General features: G+C 57.8%; 9 protein-coding genes. 5 read left to right on the forward strand and 4 right to left on the reverse strand.

The annotated features are described in order from the left end of the window. Positions 1 to 722: 722 nt before the first annotated feature. Positions 723 to 1370, reverse strand: a complete 648-nt coding sequence (locus tag N2605_RS25440; protein WP_311735381.1) for an FkbM family methyltransferase — start codon at positions 1368 to 1370, stop codon at positions 723 to 725. Positions 1371 to 2440: 1070 nt separating this feature from the next. Between N2605_RS25440 and groES the strand changes: the two genes are divergently transcribed. The 3 genes from groES (at position 2441) to N2605_RS25455 (ending at position 6484) form a co-directional block, all read left to right on the forward strand. Then, positions 2441 to 2755: a co-chaperone GroES gene (groES, locus tag N2605_RS25445; RefSeq protein WP_260343490.1), complete on the forward strand. Its 315-nt coding sequence runs from the start codon at positions 2441 to 2443 to the stop codon at positions 2753 to 2755. 86 nt (positions 2756 to 2841) lie between these two features. Next, positions 2842 to 4482: a chaperonin GroEL gene (groL, locus tag N2605_RS25450; protein WP_260343491.1), complete on the forward strand. Its 1641-nt coding sequence runs from the start codon at positions 2842 to 2844 to the stop codon at positions 4480 to 4482. 457 nt (positions 4483 to 4939) lie between these two features. After that, positions 4940 to 6484, forward strand: coding sequence for an acyl-CoA dehydrogenase family protein (locus N2605_RS25455; RefSeq protein WP_260343492.1), 1545 nt, complete (start codon positions 4940 to 4942; stop codon positions 6482 to 6484). 1815 nt (positions 6485 to 8299) lie between these two features. On the opposite strand, the gene N2605_RS25460 is transcribed toward N2605_RS25455, so the two are convergent. The 3 genes from N2605_RS25460 to N2605_RS25465 all read right to left on the reverse strand — a co-directional run bounded on the left by N2605_RS25460 (position 8300) and on the right by N2605_RS25465 (position 12069). Then, the gene (locus N2605_RS25460) at positions 8300 to 9133 is read right to left on the reverse strand and encodes a YopT-type cysteine protease domain-containing protein (RefSeq protein WP_311735321.1); all 834 of its coding nucleotides are present in this window, start codon (positions 9131 to 9133) and stop codon (positions 8300 to 8302) included. A 440-nt stretch (positions 9134 to 9573) separates the two neighbouring features. Next, entirely contained in the window at positions 9574 to 9981 is a 408-nt protein-coding gene (locus tag N2605_RS36525; protein ID WP_271518771.1) for a DUF7694 domain-containing protein, read from the reverse strand. A gap of 1854 nt (positions 9982 to 11835) precedes the next feature. Continuing rightward, entirely contained in the window at positions 11836 to 12069 is a 234-nt protein-coding gene (locus N2605_RS25465) for a hypothetical protein (RefSeq protein WP_260343494.1), read from the reverse strand. Positions 12070 to 13675: 1606 nt separating this feature from the next. Between N2605_RS25465 and trpD the strand changes: the two genes are divergently transcribed. Then, entirely contained in the window at positions 13676 to 14689 is a 1014-nt protein-coding gene (gene trpD, locus N2605_RS25470) for an anthranilate phosphoribosyltransferase (protein ID WP_260343495.1), read from the forward strand. A gap of 1692 nt (positions 14690 to 16381) precedes the next feature. Further along, complete coding sequence (locus N2605_RS25475; RefSeq protein ID WP_260343496.1) at positions 16382 to 16717, forward strand: hypothetical protein; 336 nt, start codon at positions 16382 to 16384, stop codon at positions 16715 to 16717. The last annotated feature ends 304 nt before the right edge of the window (positions 16718 to 17021 follow it).

Genomic DNA, 17021 nt, shown 5'->3' on the forward strand with positions numbered 1-17021 from the left:
CTGGAATCCCGCAAGTGTTCCCTACTTGCCGGTCGAGGCGCATGGTGCGGACCCGCCTGGCCCACTATCGTAGCACTGCCCTTCGGCCACCGGCGCTGACAACGGCCGCGCGATATAAATGTGAAGCGTGGCGCAAACCCGCGATCGGAATGATGAATCAATCGGGCCTTTGGAGCCGTTGGTAGCGGATCGTCGAACTCGAGGAAGCGACGCTGCGATCCGCATGGGTTCGCGCCTCGCCCAAGCGGTTATCTTGCGGTTGAAGAGATCCATGGCGACCGCCAAATACAGCCACCCCTCTGCCGTTGCGATGGAGGTGATATCGATTAGCCGGACCCGGTTTGAGGCTACGCCGGTGAAGTCGCCCGTTCAGGTTCGGCGCGATCGGCATTAGATCGTGGCGATCTGTCAGTGGAGCGGAACTGCCCCCTGGCGGCGCCATGAGCGCGCGAACGCGGCGTTCCTACATCCATCGTTCGATCCAGCCACAGCTGCCGCACGGCCCTGCCTCTCAGGACCGCGCGAACCCGCGTACTGCACTAGCGCTGGCCGCTCTCGATAGAGCGGCCGGCGTGCACGCTGGCTGCAATGGGAGCCCGAAGCCGCACTGCCTGTCCCGCTAGCGTATCCGCTAGCCTTGACGACGCCGTTGTGCAGCTGTGGTCAGCACAGCATCCGTTCACCAGGCCTCCCATAGATGAGACGCTCGATATGAGTAGCCGCTAGGCACGCATATTTTTGAGCAGTACATCACCTTCCACTGCGCGCGGATAGTGAGCCGCCACCTCAAATGACGGCAACAAGTTAAGAATAGCTTGCAGGGACAACTGCCCTTCGTAGAGCTCGCGGTCGCTATATTCCGTGTAGATGAAGCGCGTGTTGCTCAAGGTCCGCATGCCGCCGGCAATAACGTCGGCTTCGGCTCCCTGAACATCCATCCAGATGAAATCGACTTCGTCCAGCATGGCTTCGCTGCACCAGTCGTCCAGCCGCCGTGTTTCAACCGTTACAGGGTGATCAAACCGCACCCAATCATACTCGGTAAGATGGTTCTTTGGACGGCGTATTGAACCGGATAGGTCCCAATCCTTCGCATCCCCATCTGCGTTGCTTGGGTGGAAGTCGATCGTCCCGTTCCGATCACTGATGGCGATTTCAAGCAGCTTCACCTTGTTGAGGGACGGGCCCAGCTTCTTCTTGAAGCGCGCGATCGCGCGGGGGTCCGGCTCAAAGCAGTAGAGCCTGGGTTGGGGACACAGCTCGAGAAACTTTTGCGTATCAGTCCCGTCATTGCAGCCTATATCCAGGATGACCGGATTCGGCTTCTGAAGAAGTGAGACGATGTGTTGATGTACTTCTAGGGACGACACAGCTGCTTTTCCATGGTGCGCGGAGATCGGATGATTTTTCGAGTTCGAAGCCGCCATCACACGCCAGAAGCCTCTGCACAACGCATATCAAGGTATGCAACTCATATATCCGCCAGCCCCTGTGACCCACGACAGCTGTTTGGATGACATCCAAATCAAATGGAAAGCCCACCGAACACGCTCGATGCGATGTCGGACCTAGCGTAGGCAAATACAGCCTCGCTGAGCCACATCGTTGTCTTGACCTTTCGAATTGCCGGAAGCACGCCTTCGTCTGAGCGTCACCTGTCGGATATGTTTTCTGGCGCCTGCCGGGCAGAGTGCCCCCCCTGCATAGCAAGAGCCAATCATCTCGATGACAAATTTGTTCTGCCGACTGATGGTCGCCATCTCAGATTCGTTGACGCGATTTGCGAGTAGCTCCCGGCGATGCATGCCTCGGATTGGACGGAGAATTTCGAACTCGGTGGAAGCCCCCCGACGCAAGCGTTGCTCAGCGCGAGCAAGCTTCCGCGGCGAGCATGCACGCTTCTTCAAGAACATTTGGGGGACGGCGCCACGGCTGGACTTCGGTACACGATGATGATCTGTGTTGGAGCACCGCGCCTTCTACAGGAAACGGTAGCCGAGTTTTCCGAGACCGTTACATACTCGTTCGCATACCCGACTACGGCAGATTAGACGAGCCGCTCTTGGATTAGGCTCGTGGATCGCACGCTTCGCCAGCCGCAGCTGCTAGATGGTGCCGTCAGGAAATCATGTGCAACCCCGACGCCGTCGTCGAAACCCGCGGCCTTTCGATCGGTGCAACCGCCGCCCGTGCAATGTTGGAGTGTCCCGGGGGCTCAGTGCGGGTATTTCGACAAAACGCAATGTCGTGTTCGCAACAGCCTGACCGGCTGTGCACCTCATGGGCGTTTGCTTCGGGACAAAGAAATGCGCAGGCCGTACATGCTTCAGTAGAACTGAAGGGGTGAATCGCTCAGCTTACTTCTGGCCTGACTCTTGCTACAGCCGGGCTGGTCATATTGTGGCCTAACTCCAACTTGTTTACACGTCAGGAGACATCTATGAACTTCCGACCGCTTCACGACCGCGTCGTGGTCAAGCGTATCGATGCCGATGAGAAGACCGCTGGTGGCATCATTATTCCAGACACGGCAAAGGAAAAGCCATCCCAGGGCGAAGTCATTGCAGTTGGCTCGGGGGGCCGCGATGAGAGCGGCAAGCTGATTCCGATCGACATCGAAGTCGGTGATCGAGTGCTGTTTGGAAAATGGTCCGGCACTGAGGTCAAGATCGATGGACAAGACCTGTTGATCATGAAGGAGAGCGACATCATGGGCGTTCTCACCGACGTTTTTTCCAAGAAGAAAGCCGCCTAGTTCAGGGCTCGCACAGCTCACCCATTCTGAGGAGAGCCCACCGGGCGCACCAAGGAATGAACAAATAGGAATTGAGGGAATTCTCTATGTCAGCCAAAGAAGTTAAGTTCGGAGTAGACGCGCGGGATCATATGCTGCGCGGCGTTGACATTCTCGCCAATGCCGTGCAGGTCACGCTTGGTCCAAAGGGCCGCAACGTCGTGCTCGACAAGTCGTTCGGCGCGCCTCGCATTACCAAGGACGGCGTTGCGGTCGCCAAGGACATCGAACTCGACGACAAGTTCGAGAACATGGGCGCCCAGATGGTGCGCGAAGTAGCATCGAAGGCTGCGGATGCTGCCGGCGACGGCACCACCACCGCGACCGTGCTGGCGGCCGCAATTGTGCGTGAAGGTGCCAAGTCGGTTGCCGCCGGCATGAACCCAATGGACCTCAAGCGCGGTATCGACCTGGCGGTCGAAGCCGTCGTGGCCGACCTCCAGAAGAATTCCAAGAAGGTCACTTCGAACGACGAGATCGCCCAGGTCGGCACCATCTCGGCCAACGGCGATGCCGAGATCGGCAAGTTCCTCGCCGACGCGGTGAAGAAGGTCGGGAACGAGGGTGTCATCACCGTCGAGGAAGCCAAGTCGCTCGAGACTGAGCTCGACGTGGTCGAGGGCATGCAGTTCGACCGCGGCTACATCTCGCCCTACTTCGTCACCAACGCCGACAAGATGCGCGTCGAGATGGACGATGCCTACATCCTCATCAACGAGAAGAAGCTCTCCTCGCTGAACGAGTTGCTGCCACTGCTCGAGGCCGTGGTGCAGGCCGGCAAGCCGCTGGTCATCGTCGCCGAGGACGTCGAAGGTGAAGCGCTCGCGACTCTGGTCGTGAACCGCCTGCGTGGCGGCCTGAAGGTCGCGGCCGTCAAGGCTCCGGGCTTCGGCGATCGCCGCAAGGCCATGCTGCAGGACATCGCGATCCTGACCGGCGGTCAGGCGATCTCGGAAGACCTCGGCATCAAGCTCGAGAACGTCACGCTCGACATGCTCGGTCGCGCCAAGAAGGTGATGATCGACAAGGAGAACACCACGATCGTCAATGGCGCCGGCAAGAAGGCCGACATCGAGGCGCGCGTGGCCCAGATCAAGGCGCAGATCGAGGAGACCACCTCGGACTACGACCGTGAGAAGCTCCAGGAGCGTCTCGCCAAGCTCGCGGGCGGCGTCGCGGTGATCCGCGTCGGCGGAGCGACCGAGGTCGAGGTGAAGGAGCGCAAGGATCGCGTTGATGACGCGATGCATGCGACCCGCGCGGCCGTGGAAGAAGGCATCCTTCCGGGCGGCGGCGTCGCCCTGCTCCGTGCCTCCGAGCAGCTCAAGGGCCTGCGCACCAAGAACGACGACCAGAAGACCGGCGTCGAGATCGTGCGCAAAGCGCTGTCCTGGCCGGTCCGCCAGATCGCGATCAACGCCGGCGAAGACGGTTCGATCGTAGTCGGCAAGGTCCTAGACAACGAGCAGTACTCTTTTGGCTTCGATGCGCAGACAGGCGAATACAGCAACCTCGTCTCAAAAGGCATCATTGACCCGACCAAGGTCGTGCGCATCGCGGTCCAGAACGCCTCCTCGGTGGCCGGGCTGCTGATCACGACGGAAGCGATGGTCGCCGAGCTGCCGAAGAAGGCAGCGGCTGGTCCCGCTATGCCTGCAAGCCCAGGCATGGGCGGTATGGACTTCTGATCCATCTTCTCAAATGCTTGACGACATGCAAAACCCTGGCAGGAATGTCAGGGTTTTTCTTAAAGGGGTGGCCTTGCAATGTAGCCGTTTGCAAGCCGCCCAAAAGATCCCGCCCATCGGCCATGTGCGCGGCGGCAGGAGCCCGCCCAATTTCTTGTGACCTTTCCTTCAGCGGCGACAGCACCTCGTGCAGTACGACGATGGAGCCGGGTCTATCGCTATTTTGCCTCACGAATCTGCCTCTGCTCGTCAAAACCTTCGAGCCATTGGCGTTCGGGCTAATTTCTTTTCCTGTCGCGTAGTCGGAAGCGCCGAAATGCCTCAGCGGGGCCGCCGCAAGAGCCCCGCCCCTACCAAATGCCGAAACTGCGCTTGCATCCACACTATACTAATGTGTACCCAAGCTAGCCTGTGGGATGAATTGGCATGAGGCGCGGCCGAGGCCATTGTCTTGGCCATGTACACTCAAGACTACGTTCAATTCGGGGCGACGCAGGAACGCTCAACTCAAGGCCGTGCAACTGCACGATACGCCAGTGTCATCGCTGACCTCAGCCAGCTAAATTTCGCAGACGCGGACGACCGCCGAGCATTCCCCCCCACCCTACACAGCATTTTGGCAAGGCATGGACTGTTAGGTCTGACCGCCCCGGTAGAGCACGGTGGATTAGCTCTTCCCTTGCAAGAGGCCATCGAGCTCATCTCAGCCACGGCGTCGTTCGATGTCTCCGCTGCATCCACCCTCGTTATCCATAACTTCCTAGCCTTGCCCTGCATCGAAGCGGCTCCGCACATACCCGAACAAAAGCATATCATTTGGGGTGCAACACGTGGCGATCTCTGCGCTTTCGCATTGACGGAGCCTGGAGCTGGCTCTGCCCCGAGACATATAGAGGCTTCAGCTTTCATAGACGAAGATAACGTTCGTCTCTCTGGCCGCAAGATCTGGATCGGCCTCGCTGACTGGGCTCGCTGGATCGTTTGCTTTGCGCGCGCCTCAGGACCCGACGCGAAAGGCCGGCTCGTTGGTGTACTCGTTGACAGACAGGCGCCCGGCCTAAAGGTCACTCACGAGCATCGCACACTTGGTCTACGAGGCATCATTCAGAATACCCTTGAGTTCCAGGATGTCGAGCTGCCGCGCTCTTACGTGCTCTCCCGCGATCAAGACGGCTGGGGTGCGGCGGCATCTAGTATGAACCGCGGTCGCATCGGTGTGGCGGCTATGGGTCTGGGAGCCCTTGAGCGCGCTATCCAGGTCGCAGCCTCTTATGCAAGTCATCGGCGGCTTGGTAAACTGCGCATGATCGAGAACAGCTACATCGAGCAGCTATTTGGACAGATGGTGCTGCGGCGAGAAGTCGTGAAGGCGATGCTGGCCGCATCCTGTCGGCTTGTTTCAGCGCAGGGCACGCCGAATGTCCACCTTGCGTCGGCAACCAAGGTTCTGTCCTCAGAGTGGTGCGGCCTTGTCGCCGATCAATGCGTCCAGCTGCTAGGCGGCCGCGGTTACGATGAGGGAACGCCTTTAGCCAAAATCTATCGAGACGCTCGCATCCTACGCATCTTCGAAGGTCCGACGGAGGCGCTACTAGCTCATCTCGGCCGATGCCTGCTCTCTAAAGCGACGCGTGATGAAGTAGCCGATCTCTTTCGATCAGTTGGTGCGGCATCAGTCCATGCTGGTGCAATTGCCGAGCTTTCTGGGCTCAATGAGACTGACGGTGCCGTGCTGATTTATGCGGGTTGGCTCACCACACTTGGACTGGCAAAAGCTATCATGTCTACTGATTGCTTCTCAGCTTCAGATTGCGCGTCGGCAGCGGCTGACCTGGTAAATTCGGAACTAGCATCTCTCCGGGCCCGCGCGCCAGCACGACAATCTTTCGAAGCCCGCAGTCGAGCCAATCGGACTCTGACTACCTTTCTTCACGACGCGGCTTGTTCCATTCGCTCACCTGTCCTCACAGACGATTACCTCAAATTGGTGCAGTACATCTGACATCTGGCGCACGCCGGACGTTCTTCACGTCAGGATTTAGCGTGGGACGCCCTATTTCTAAAATGCGGCACGTTCCGGGATATCCTGGCGGCGCGCTACCGCAGCATGGCTTCGCGCTGAAGAGGACAGAACACCGCTCCGACCTAAGCACGTTCCGTCCGCCTCCATAATGACCAGCCGCCGTTTCATGGCCGGCCCTGGGCGATTCTGACGCTACCGTGCTTTTGCCGCTCGCGAAGGCGCGAGAGGGACGTGGTTCAAAAAGCCCCGCGCCTACATTCGTAGTACCTTTCGCTCAATCGAAGCGGGGACGAATCGCTGCCGGAACAAGATAACCGCCATGACCTAGCCATGCCATAGGGCTCCTGTTGTTTCACGCACGGCCCATCAGCCATGTTTAAGCGATCTGACAGTCAGCCTCAGCATTAAGATGGTCAAGTCATTCAATGATCTCGTAATGCTTGTGGCGATCGCAGCTGGTCCAGCGCACGGATGGCGCACTCTCTCTCGTAGAGCCGATCGAGCATCTTTAAGCGATGATCCTATCGTCACCGTGCCGGCCTGCCAGTTAACCTCCCGGATCAAAGCCGCCGAAGCCGGTGACTTATCACCCAGTGCACCACGACGTGTGGCACGATCTGATCGCATCTTTTCGCGTTAAACACGGCCAGAAAAATTGAAAAAAGTGTCTACCGCTCCTAAGAGTAGCTAGGGACCGCCCTCACAAGGTGCCGGCTGGCGTCTATGCTTGACAATATTCGCGAGTGAGTCGTCCGCTAGGCAGATGACTGAAATTCGGGACAGGAGAGCATCGACGCGCACAGGCTCACTTCAGAACCCTCGGTTCGTCAGCTTTCGGAAAGCTAGTTGATGTACAACGATGATGAAGTTAGCGGCGCGTGGTAGGGACAGCGCTTGCCCCGAGTATGCGTGGGGATTTTGGCGCCGAGTCACGTTTCTGCTAACTTCAACCAGTAGTGCGGGCGTGGCAGACCAGCGTCTGATCCACCCAGCCGACCAGCGCTGAGCCGCGCCCGCGCCGCTTCCGGCGCAAAACTGAGATCTTATCCACACCACCATCCGTCGATCTCCCAGATCATCCTCAATAGCCCGCTTGCGCTCGCTCTGGCAGAGAGCTCCAGGTCCTAAATTCCGGATGTCTCGCATCTTTCGGCAAGTAATACCTCAAACGACCTTGTAGTCCAGCTCGGTGCAAGATTCGATCGCAAGGCGAGAACGAAACAATGCACAGGGCAAGGCCCGGGTTGTTGCGGAGCTCGTGGCGAGCGAGGACACGGTTTGCGCGCCGGCCCGCAATTGTCAACGGCAGCAGCTGTTTGCTCGGTGAAGTCAGTGCAGAACTAGCCGGCCGGGATTCTGAAGCAGAAGAACTACAACTTGTGCCGGTTTATGGATTCCTTATCATCCATCTTAGCCCAGAGACGGGCGGTCGCAAAGGTAACGAGACTAACACGACAAGGTTGGCCGGCTTTCGGACAAGCTCTCGCGGACGGTCGATCCTGCTTAAGTGCAAGCGCAGCCAGAGGCTTTGACGCGCAAGGCGCGGGCTCACGAAGCTGGGTAAACGGCAAACCTGTATCTAGTGAACATTTGCCCCCTCCGTCGAGCGGACCACCCAACCTCCTAAGGGCAGCATTGAGTTCCGCCATCACGTCGCCCCCGCATTCAGGGCACCGCAATCCGTAGTCCCTTAGGGGCTGTTGCAACTGTTGGAGGCAACGCGCCTGTCTAAACTCAATCGCGAGAGGCTTCGCGGGTGAACATCCGAAGGTCTATTGTAACCTCCGAAGCCTCTCACGTCATCCTTTGTGTGACGACGGTCGATATATGGTGTCGGTTCGGGTTGCTGTAACGGTCGGCAAGGCTTTTGAACAATTCAACCAACTGATCTGACCGAACAGAAAATTCCCCATAGTTAGGATCAAAGAGGGTCGTCATTCCGCCCGAGGTCCAAGTTGCAATTGTGTGGGCGCCTCCGGCGGCGAAACGCAAGCTCACCAAATAGATCGAGTCATCGTTGGCGACCTCGTTCACGATCTGGCCAATGCGCGAAGATGTACCACACCTATATTGCGTCTGTGACGCGGCGGGTTCTAGACCGGCTTCGCGCAACATCGTGCTTTTTGCTTGGAGGTTGTGAGAACCTTCCGCTCTGTTGCTTCGCAACCGAGTTTTGATCTCCTCATACCGCTGCTGCCGCATTGCCGCTGAACGGTGACTATCAGTACCCGGGCGAAGAGCGCTCATGCGGGATGAAGGGCTGCTTGGGAGATTGAGGAGCCACTCCGCTGCCAATCCAACACAAATTCCAGTGACATTGGCCCCGGGCAATTCAGCAGTTCTGTATTCGAACAGAGGACGGGCAGGGCTGGCTGGAAAGGATGGACCCGAGCTTGAGGACAGAGAGGATGCGCTGGGCCGCGAGGCGCGTGGACTATACGGGGTCGCATCTGAGCTAGCTGGCTTGCTACAGCACAATCCCATTCTGTCGGACAGTTCCTCAGACGGCAGGTTCTGCCGTCGAGCGAGATCGGTGAGTGCTTGGACGAATTCGCTACTATTCGCGGACCGACACAGTTTGTCGCCTTGATTAGGGCACGTGTATTGGCCATTAACTCGACTGTGCATGCTCGCTCGCCTGCTTCTTCAACTTACGTTTGCTCAAAACGCGCTGCTTACACCATTCCTGCAAATGATATTGCTGCAAGCTGACGACAAGCTGACCACCAGGTCCCCCTTAGGAAAGCTACCCCAGACTGCTAGCTGACGCGATCGTCACTTCACACGAGCCCGAGGACGGGTGCGGCGGTACTTGCCGACGAGCTAATCATTCTTCCAGAGCGACGGCTGATGGGTTTGTGAAGTTGCGGATGGATTCAGGGTGACGGCTACTTCGGATAGCGACCTCGCCAATTATATTCGGCCCATTTTGACGTGACCTCATCGCAATAAGGTTTTAGGTGATCTCGACACTTACCTGCTTGTGGCACCTCATTCTGGCGACGCCGAAGCGGGCCTCCGCACCGGCTCGGCCTCACCTTCCGCTTGGATATTAATGACTCAGCTCATCATGCTGTCGCGTTCATCCGCGCGAACAACGTTGCCGCGTCTGAGGGACCTAATCCAACGATACCCACGAAGCTCGGCGGCGGCAGCGGAATGTCCCGATGGGTGGGTTTCCACAGGTGAAGGCAATATCGACTGTTATTCACGTATTGGGAATGTGGCGGATGCAGTTGCATGACGCACTCCTCTTCATCCCAGAACAGGTCTTTGACGAAGCACATCTCTTCCCAATTTGGACAGCGACGCGGGGTTGAGACAGCGACATGCTCCCAGCCAGGGCGCACGAATCCACTTATCTTGAGTTCACACCCGCAAGGCCCCTGCACGAAGAACAGGCCGCTAGGGCCAGAGCCTGGACCAGTAGCGAACTGGCCGCGTTGTACGCGGCCGGCCTCCAGCTTCTCCGTCATCTGCGATCGCACGCGTGCTCCTTTGCCTCTCGAATACCAACGCGGATGATGTTGTCTCGCAACATCTCGACTTGCTCGGTCTTCGGCTCAGCGTTCATAGCCTGTCTGCAGACCACCATCCGTGATGACAGACATCCAGCTTTCTCGCACTGGTTGCCTGAGGATGAGCGGCAACACGATCACGCGCTGGCCCATCGGCCCGCTGATTACGCGTGCCCCGGTTATGTACTTCCATCATTAAGCCCCTCCAAGGTGAAGCAGTTTGCTCATCGATGCCAAACGTTGTTCACCGCCCATCGCCGGGAGAGCGCACATCAGCAACGGCAGTGCTTGCCATCGCTCTCGCACGTTCACGCATGCGTCGATCCCATCCAGTTTTCATGTCGATCGGCTTGAGCATACGAGGGGCGCCCGTTGGCGTGCCACCTCGTCCTGAATGAATTAGTCTTCATCATGGCAGGGTCGCTCCATTGGCCTGCTGCATCTAGATTTTATCATGCTCGAAAAGGCAGCGCCGACACTAGATAGTTCGGGGCGCCTTGCTGCCTCGTGGGAGGATACTTGATCGCTCGTAGCCTTTTCGCGAATGCTGAACAGTCCCAATGCGCCATTTATCTGAACATGATTTAGTTGTACGGCGGCCAAGCTGGCACGCCCCTTCTCCGACTGATACGTCCAGCGTATTGCCGGTTCTCTTGGTTCCTCCTCGTAAGCTAGCGGTCAGGACCAATGAGTAGTCACTCTCATTAACTGCAACTGCGTAGATCGGCCGTTTTTTCCGCGTCACTAAGATGGAACTCCTAACGCATTGTTTACGGCATTGCGCTCGCGAAGCGCTCGCCCTTTGCTGCCAATGCTGGTGTTGTGATTCCGACGCGTGCGTCGCGACTCCGACATCGCGGAGCGACTCGGAGAAGCCCGACGCCTCGTCGCAAGCGGCCCCGACAATACTACCTGCTGGCATGTAGATTGCTGTGCTGACAGGACCCGACCTCGCGGTACCGAATATGCAAGAGCAATTGACTGGCAGAATGGTCGCTGCGCAACGAGCACCGGTTCTGATGCTCGCCCATGAAAAGAGGACTGCTAGCTTATGAGCGATAGGAGGCATGCAAAGCTCGGAATTTCTCTGTTGACGGGCACCCGGCGTGATCGAACGACACATTGCCGCGCCAGAATGCACCCAACGATCAAGCATTTCGGCCCCGATCGTCCCTTCCAGCAACCTCAGAAAAGGTGGAACTGGTGGCTTCTGGCCGCACTCCTCATAAATGCGCTGCTTTGGGCTGGTATCTACTGGCTCATCGCAGCGTTCTTTTGAAGTAACCCGGCATAGCCGCGCGAGCGGTTTTCGCATGCTGCAGCCCTTCGGCTGCGAACGACGTTATTCCAACGCGCACTTCGCACGGCTACCTGGGTATAGAGTGCACTGCTCCGGCGGGCGAAAGAAATGCTGATGCTTTCAGATTGGCGACACTGATATGCCGTTGCACCGCGATGAAGTGCCAAACAATAACCTGTAACAGCTCAACAGCGGGTTCCCGCGCGGGTGCCATCCGGCCTGCCACGTTAGGCACGACGGCTGGCCGCAAATTGAGAAGTTCAGGCTCCATATTCCCTTAATATGAAACTTTGCTTTCGAGAAGCTGACGAAACAGGTTGACCCGAAGGAGTATTGGCAGGCGACCAGCTCCGACCTCATGCACGTCAGGCATACGACCGTCGGGATGCCTCGCCCTATGGCTCCCTCAATCTCCCTTGCTGGCGGCTTCGACTTGCTTGTTGGACGGTATCTGCCTAGCGATTGCCGGATAGAGATCAACAGGCTGAGGCGCTGCGGACAGTAGCGACGCTTTACAGCTTTTGCTCAGGCCACGTATCGTCCTCTTTTTTGCGCATCTGCCACACGTGGGCACGGCGCGCTAGCTTGTCGTATTCCAGGGCAATCCTAAGCAGCCTGTCCTTAGCTTTTCCGTCAATGAGCGCTTCCGCTTTCTTTCGCGTCGCTTCCGCGCGGCTTCGCCAGTGATCGGGCTGGTAGAGTTTACTTTTCGGATTCATGCCGAGAGCATGCATTTCGTAGATCAAGGAAATGCGACACCGACCCTCGGTATAATCACGTAGGCACGACGCTCGTAGCTGGTTACCGAAGCAGTCAGGCCCACTCCATAGCTGTTAGACAAGGAACAGCCGGGTACACGTTGCGGACGATGCTCGTACGAAGAATGCACAGCACGAATGCTTACAGACCACCGGAGCCACGAAGAGACTTGAATCGCACGCAGCGTTAGATTGTACGGTCCTGGACAAAGAGACCACCTCTGACACTCAGCGCGCCATCAGGTTGCCTTGCAGAATCGCATGCATCATCAACAACGGTTTAAGTGCACTGGCTTGACTGATCTCTATGCCTCACGAGAGCTACCCTGGCCAATTCGCCCCCATATCGCGGCGACTACGTCGTCGCTAGTCGGCCGGCGATTAGGCTGAGCCATGGTACCTCAGCTCATCTCAGGCAAACCCAAGGCCGCGCGACAACGAGGCAGTGCACCGGCCGCACAATCACCAGCAGCTCGAAATGATCATCTGCTGCGCCGGCACAGCCAGCGGTGCTCCCCCCTATTCGTGGAGCTCTGTCGGTACGGCAGGTGTCGCAGCTGTATGCAGATTGACAAGCTTCACACGATGAGAACAGCCAAACTGGAAGAACGCGTTTTGCCGGCACGCACTTGCGCCTGTAACCCGGCTTTCAGGTGATGCGCTTTGCGCCGCAAGAACTCGCAGCTCCACCGACTTGAAAGGACGTCATGTTTCAAAAGAACCGAACTGACTTGACTTCGCGCCTTAGCCTCTACTGCCGCGCTTTCGCGGTTAGCGTGGCAGTGAAGGCTGTAGTGCTCGCACCGGTCAGCGCGGGTGATCGAACCCCGACCGCAGAGGAGAAAGAAGCTTGCATCGAGGACGTCTTCCGCCTTTGTAGCAGTCACATACCAGATCGCACCGCTATCACTGCCTGCCTCAGGACCAGGCAAGGTAGCCTCAGTCAGCAATGTCGCTACGTGATCTCCGGGCGGGAGATAGGGAAAAACAACAGCGGATCAAAGTGAGAATGCCACGACCTGTTCTCCGTCCGAATAGTTTCAGAAGTCGGCGCGACGTGACGGGCAGGTCGTCACCCGAGCGTTCGCCGGAAGGCTAACCACCTGATGCGCGCGTCGAGGGGCGCGTCTATCACTCCTTCAAGGCTGTCCTGCGCAGGTTGAATCACAGGATGTGGGGCGAAGAGCCAGCTGACCTCAACCTGAAATTGGAATCTAGATAGCATCGTATTCATAGCACGTGAGGAAGTTGCTCAGCGGCTCCGCCACGGGGGGCAAAAGGCCTTGTGGCTCGGCCGGAACATCGCCGGCAAGCGGACACGAGACAGAGCTATTGTTTTGGGATCAAGCAACTGAGGTGCTCTGACTAGTCGCCAATGTCCTCTCAAAGGCATCATCGATTGGAGAGAGCTTGACCCTCACGTAGCGTCAGGTTGTAGCGTCGCGAGGGATGCCCACGTTCATCCAGCGGCCGCCTCGAGCGCTAGCACCGTAGCGCGTGCGGATAGGACCGGCGGCTACATCAAGGCACCCGGTTGCAAAGACGTCTGGTTGAACAGCGGGCCTCAGATTGAACAAGGAACGTGTAAAGTTCGATGGAACCGCTTAAATCTATCATTGCGAAAGTTGCCACCGGCGCCACTCTGACGCGTGAGGAAGCCGCGTCTGCGTTCGACAGCATGATGGCAGGTTACGCAACTCCCTCGCAAATTGGTGCCTTGTTGATTGGCATGAGGGTTCGCGGCGAGACGGTCGAAGAAGTTACCGGAGCCGCGTCCGCAATGCGAAATATTATGCCCAAGATCGAGACGCGATGCGACCCCATCGATATCGCTGGCACGAGCGACACCGCTACGTGTTCATTCAACGTATCGATGTGCGCTTCCTTCATCGTCGCCGGGGTCGGCGTTCCTGTCGCCAAGAATGTCAACCGTACTGCATCTTCGGGCTCAAGCCACGCAGACGTGTTGGCCCGCCTGGGCGTGAAGGTCGATCTCAACCCGGACGGAATCGCACGTTGTGTGCACGAAGCCAACATTGGTTTCACGTTTGTGTCAGCGGAGTATCCGGCGATGCACCGCATCAGCCAGATCCGGAGCGTACTTGGAACCCACACGATGTTCAATCTGATGGAGGCTCTCTCCAATCCCGCCAGGGTCAAGCGGCACATCCTTGGAGTGTTCATTCCCGAATGGGTGCAGCCTCTGGCATACGTCTTGAGGAACCTTGGTGCCGATTCAGTATGGGTTGTTCATGGCTCGGACGGGCTCGATGAAATAAGTCTCGGCGGCACAAGCTTTGTTGCTGCGGTTGAGGCGGGTACAGTCCGCACGTTCGAAGTGACGCCGGAAGAAGCCGGGCTCCCCCGCTACCGCACCGATACGCCGGAGAGCAGTGATGCCGAGGCTCATGCCGTTGCGTTAAAGAAGGTGCTTGATGGTCTGCCAGGTCGTTTTCGTGATGTCGCACTTTTGAATGCGGCGGCGGCACTGGTGGTGGCCGGGCGGGCCTCGAACCTCCAGGAAGGCGTGGCACTTGGACAAGACTCGCTTGATCGGGGCGCTGCAGCCGCTCGACTGAATCGCTTGATCGCGGTTTCGAACGCCTGACAACCGAGCTGGCTGATGCTCCATGATTACCATCAACGGTGCAGCTTACGCGCGCAAAACAATACTGCGGCCGCGGATGCGCTTCACCTGTGTGGAATCGTCAGGGAGCACCGCTTTCGAAAATCCTGGTCAAAACAGCTCGTGCTGAGCACACAGCCCGACAGCGAACATTTGGTGCATTAGAGTCGTTCGAGCCCTGGTTGCTGAGGTGATGACCCGCGACGAGCTATGCGCTACGCGCCGAAAGGAGACAATCGAGGATGCCCTGGCAGAGGATTGAAACACTCGGAACGATCGCAACGATAGAACACATCATTCGGAAGTTTCGGGAATTGATCGACACAGATAGCTCGATCCCGCCGGAGCTGAGGCGTGCGCTTCACGAGACGCTGGACGGGCATCTTCTGGAGGCAAAACGGCGTGTTCTCCTGAGAGAACACTAGGTCCGCGATGCGCGTCTACACACGGCAAGACTCTGATAGGCCCGCGTCGCGCCTTGCGCGCAGGCCTAAGAAGCCTGCCGCCAAGCTGGCTGCGAGCAGCTCAACTGGTTCAGCGGTGGCTCCAATGGCCCTTGCTCTACGCCACTTACCTGGCCCTTGACGGCTTGTCATCCAATGGTGACGGCCCGCATACCCACCCTTAGCAACTCTGCATTTTGTCGAGAGTCACCCGCGTAGGCGTGCTTTGGATGGCGCGCCGCTGCACATTTACGGGATCTCTCCTCAAAGGCTTCAAGAGCCACAGCCTGCGTTTCCCTCAGGGCAGCGCTAAATGCTCGCGACACCATCTCGGCCCGACGGCCGTCCTCGGGCAGCATGAGCTTGGTCATATTCTTACAGGCGGCCAAAAAGGGGCTTGAATCTGACGTAACGTTACATCGTAGGCTCTTGAGAGTGTCACCTATCTGGGGTGGTGAAGGACTCCGAATGCCTCAGCTGGTCAGATCCCCGAACCGATCGCCGATCATGCTCCTCGTTGCCGATGGCCCATCAGATGGGAGGGCTTTGCGGCGAGTTCTGATTGCGGCACTAGAGCTAGGACGTAACCTTGAATGGTTCGGCATTTCGTTTCGGACGATGTGACTGTCGGGGACCGCGTCGCGGAAGAGCCGATAAGGTCAGAATTGACCGACGCCGAGCTCTATCCGAAGCGCTTGGCGTGCTTTGCTGAAGCTGACGCGAGCCCTTCCTCTGGCGCAGCGCCAACTCAGTTCGTCGAACCGCCTACCCTCAAACTGCTCTCACGCACCTGGCAAATCGTTTCGAACGCGCAAAGGTGTGGCAGATGGGTGGGCTGCGCCGGTCTTCGAAAAGTGACCTGCGCGTGTAGTTCCGCGTGACCAGCGCGGACCCGCAAGATATTTCTCGGGATGCTGGAGCAGCAAGTTGAAAGACCCGGATGGCCTTAAGAAGGTTCAGCTAATTGATCATATTGAAGGACAGTGCCGCTGCATCATCGGCTTCAAAGATGGAGATCTGAGAGCGGCGTATGCGGCGAGCCCATATATCAAAGACGCGGCAAGCAAACTTCCTCGTGGTGTGCCTATCACTACCGACAGATGCACACGACTGCAGCTTCGCAGAGCGAGGGGAGTGACAAATCGGCAGATTCCCCACGAGCAATATCGATTGTTCGCGACTTATGAAAGTCACGAAAGCCGGATTCTGCCAAGACCGTGTGATGATGCACATGAATAGCGAGTTCGATTTCGCCGCGCTGGTCGAGCGAAACGCTACATATACGCCTGGCAAGACCGCAATCCATTTCGAACTGAAGACGCCCAGCTATTTCATCCTCAATCGACACATCAAGGGGATCGCTCGCGCCTTCGAGAGCTACTTTGGTGTCCAGAGGGGAGACAGGAGCAAGATCCTCAGCCTCGGGACATCGGACGCTTCGGGGCCGATAGATCTTTTCCGCTTCACGCCAGTAAAACAACACCCGATTATCTCGGCCGCGAATATCCATCCAACAAGAATAGTGCAAGTGCTTACGGAACGTCCGGATGTAGGCGAACGCGGCTAGTCGGTCGACCCCATGCGCGCCGTGAAGAAGTACCGGTCGCTCATGTGACCAGGCCACCGGGGGCCCGGATCGAGCCGCAAGCGCTAATCGCATACGTTTGGTCACAGCCCATTTTAGGGAGCCTCGCAAGATCATTTACCTCCGTAGTACCGGGACACCGCGCTGGGGAACATCCTGCGCTTTTGCCGACGCGAATCGCCACGCGACCGAGCTATCGATTGAGATCGGCAGATCGTCGACGGGCCCTTCTCTCCCACTACATCGCCGATGACATCAAGGCGGGGCACACTCATCATCACGGCAT

This window comes from Bradyrhizobium yuanmingense (genome assembly GCF_025200905.1).
In the GTDB taxonomy this organism is placed as follows: Bacteria; Pseudomonadota; Alphaproteobacteria; order Rhizobiales; family Xanthobacteraceae; genus Bradyrhizobium; species Bradyrhizobium yuanmingense.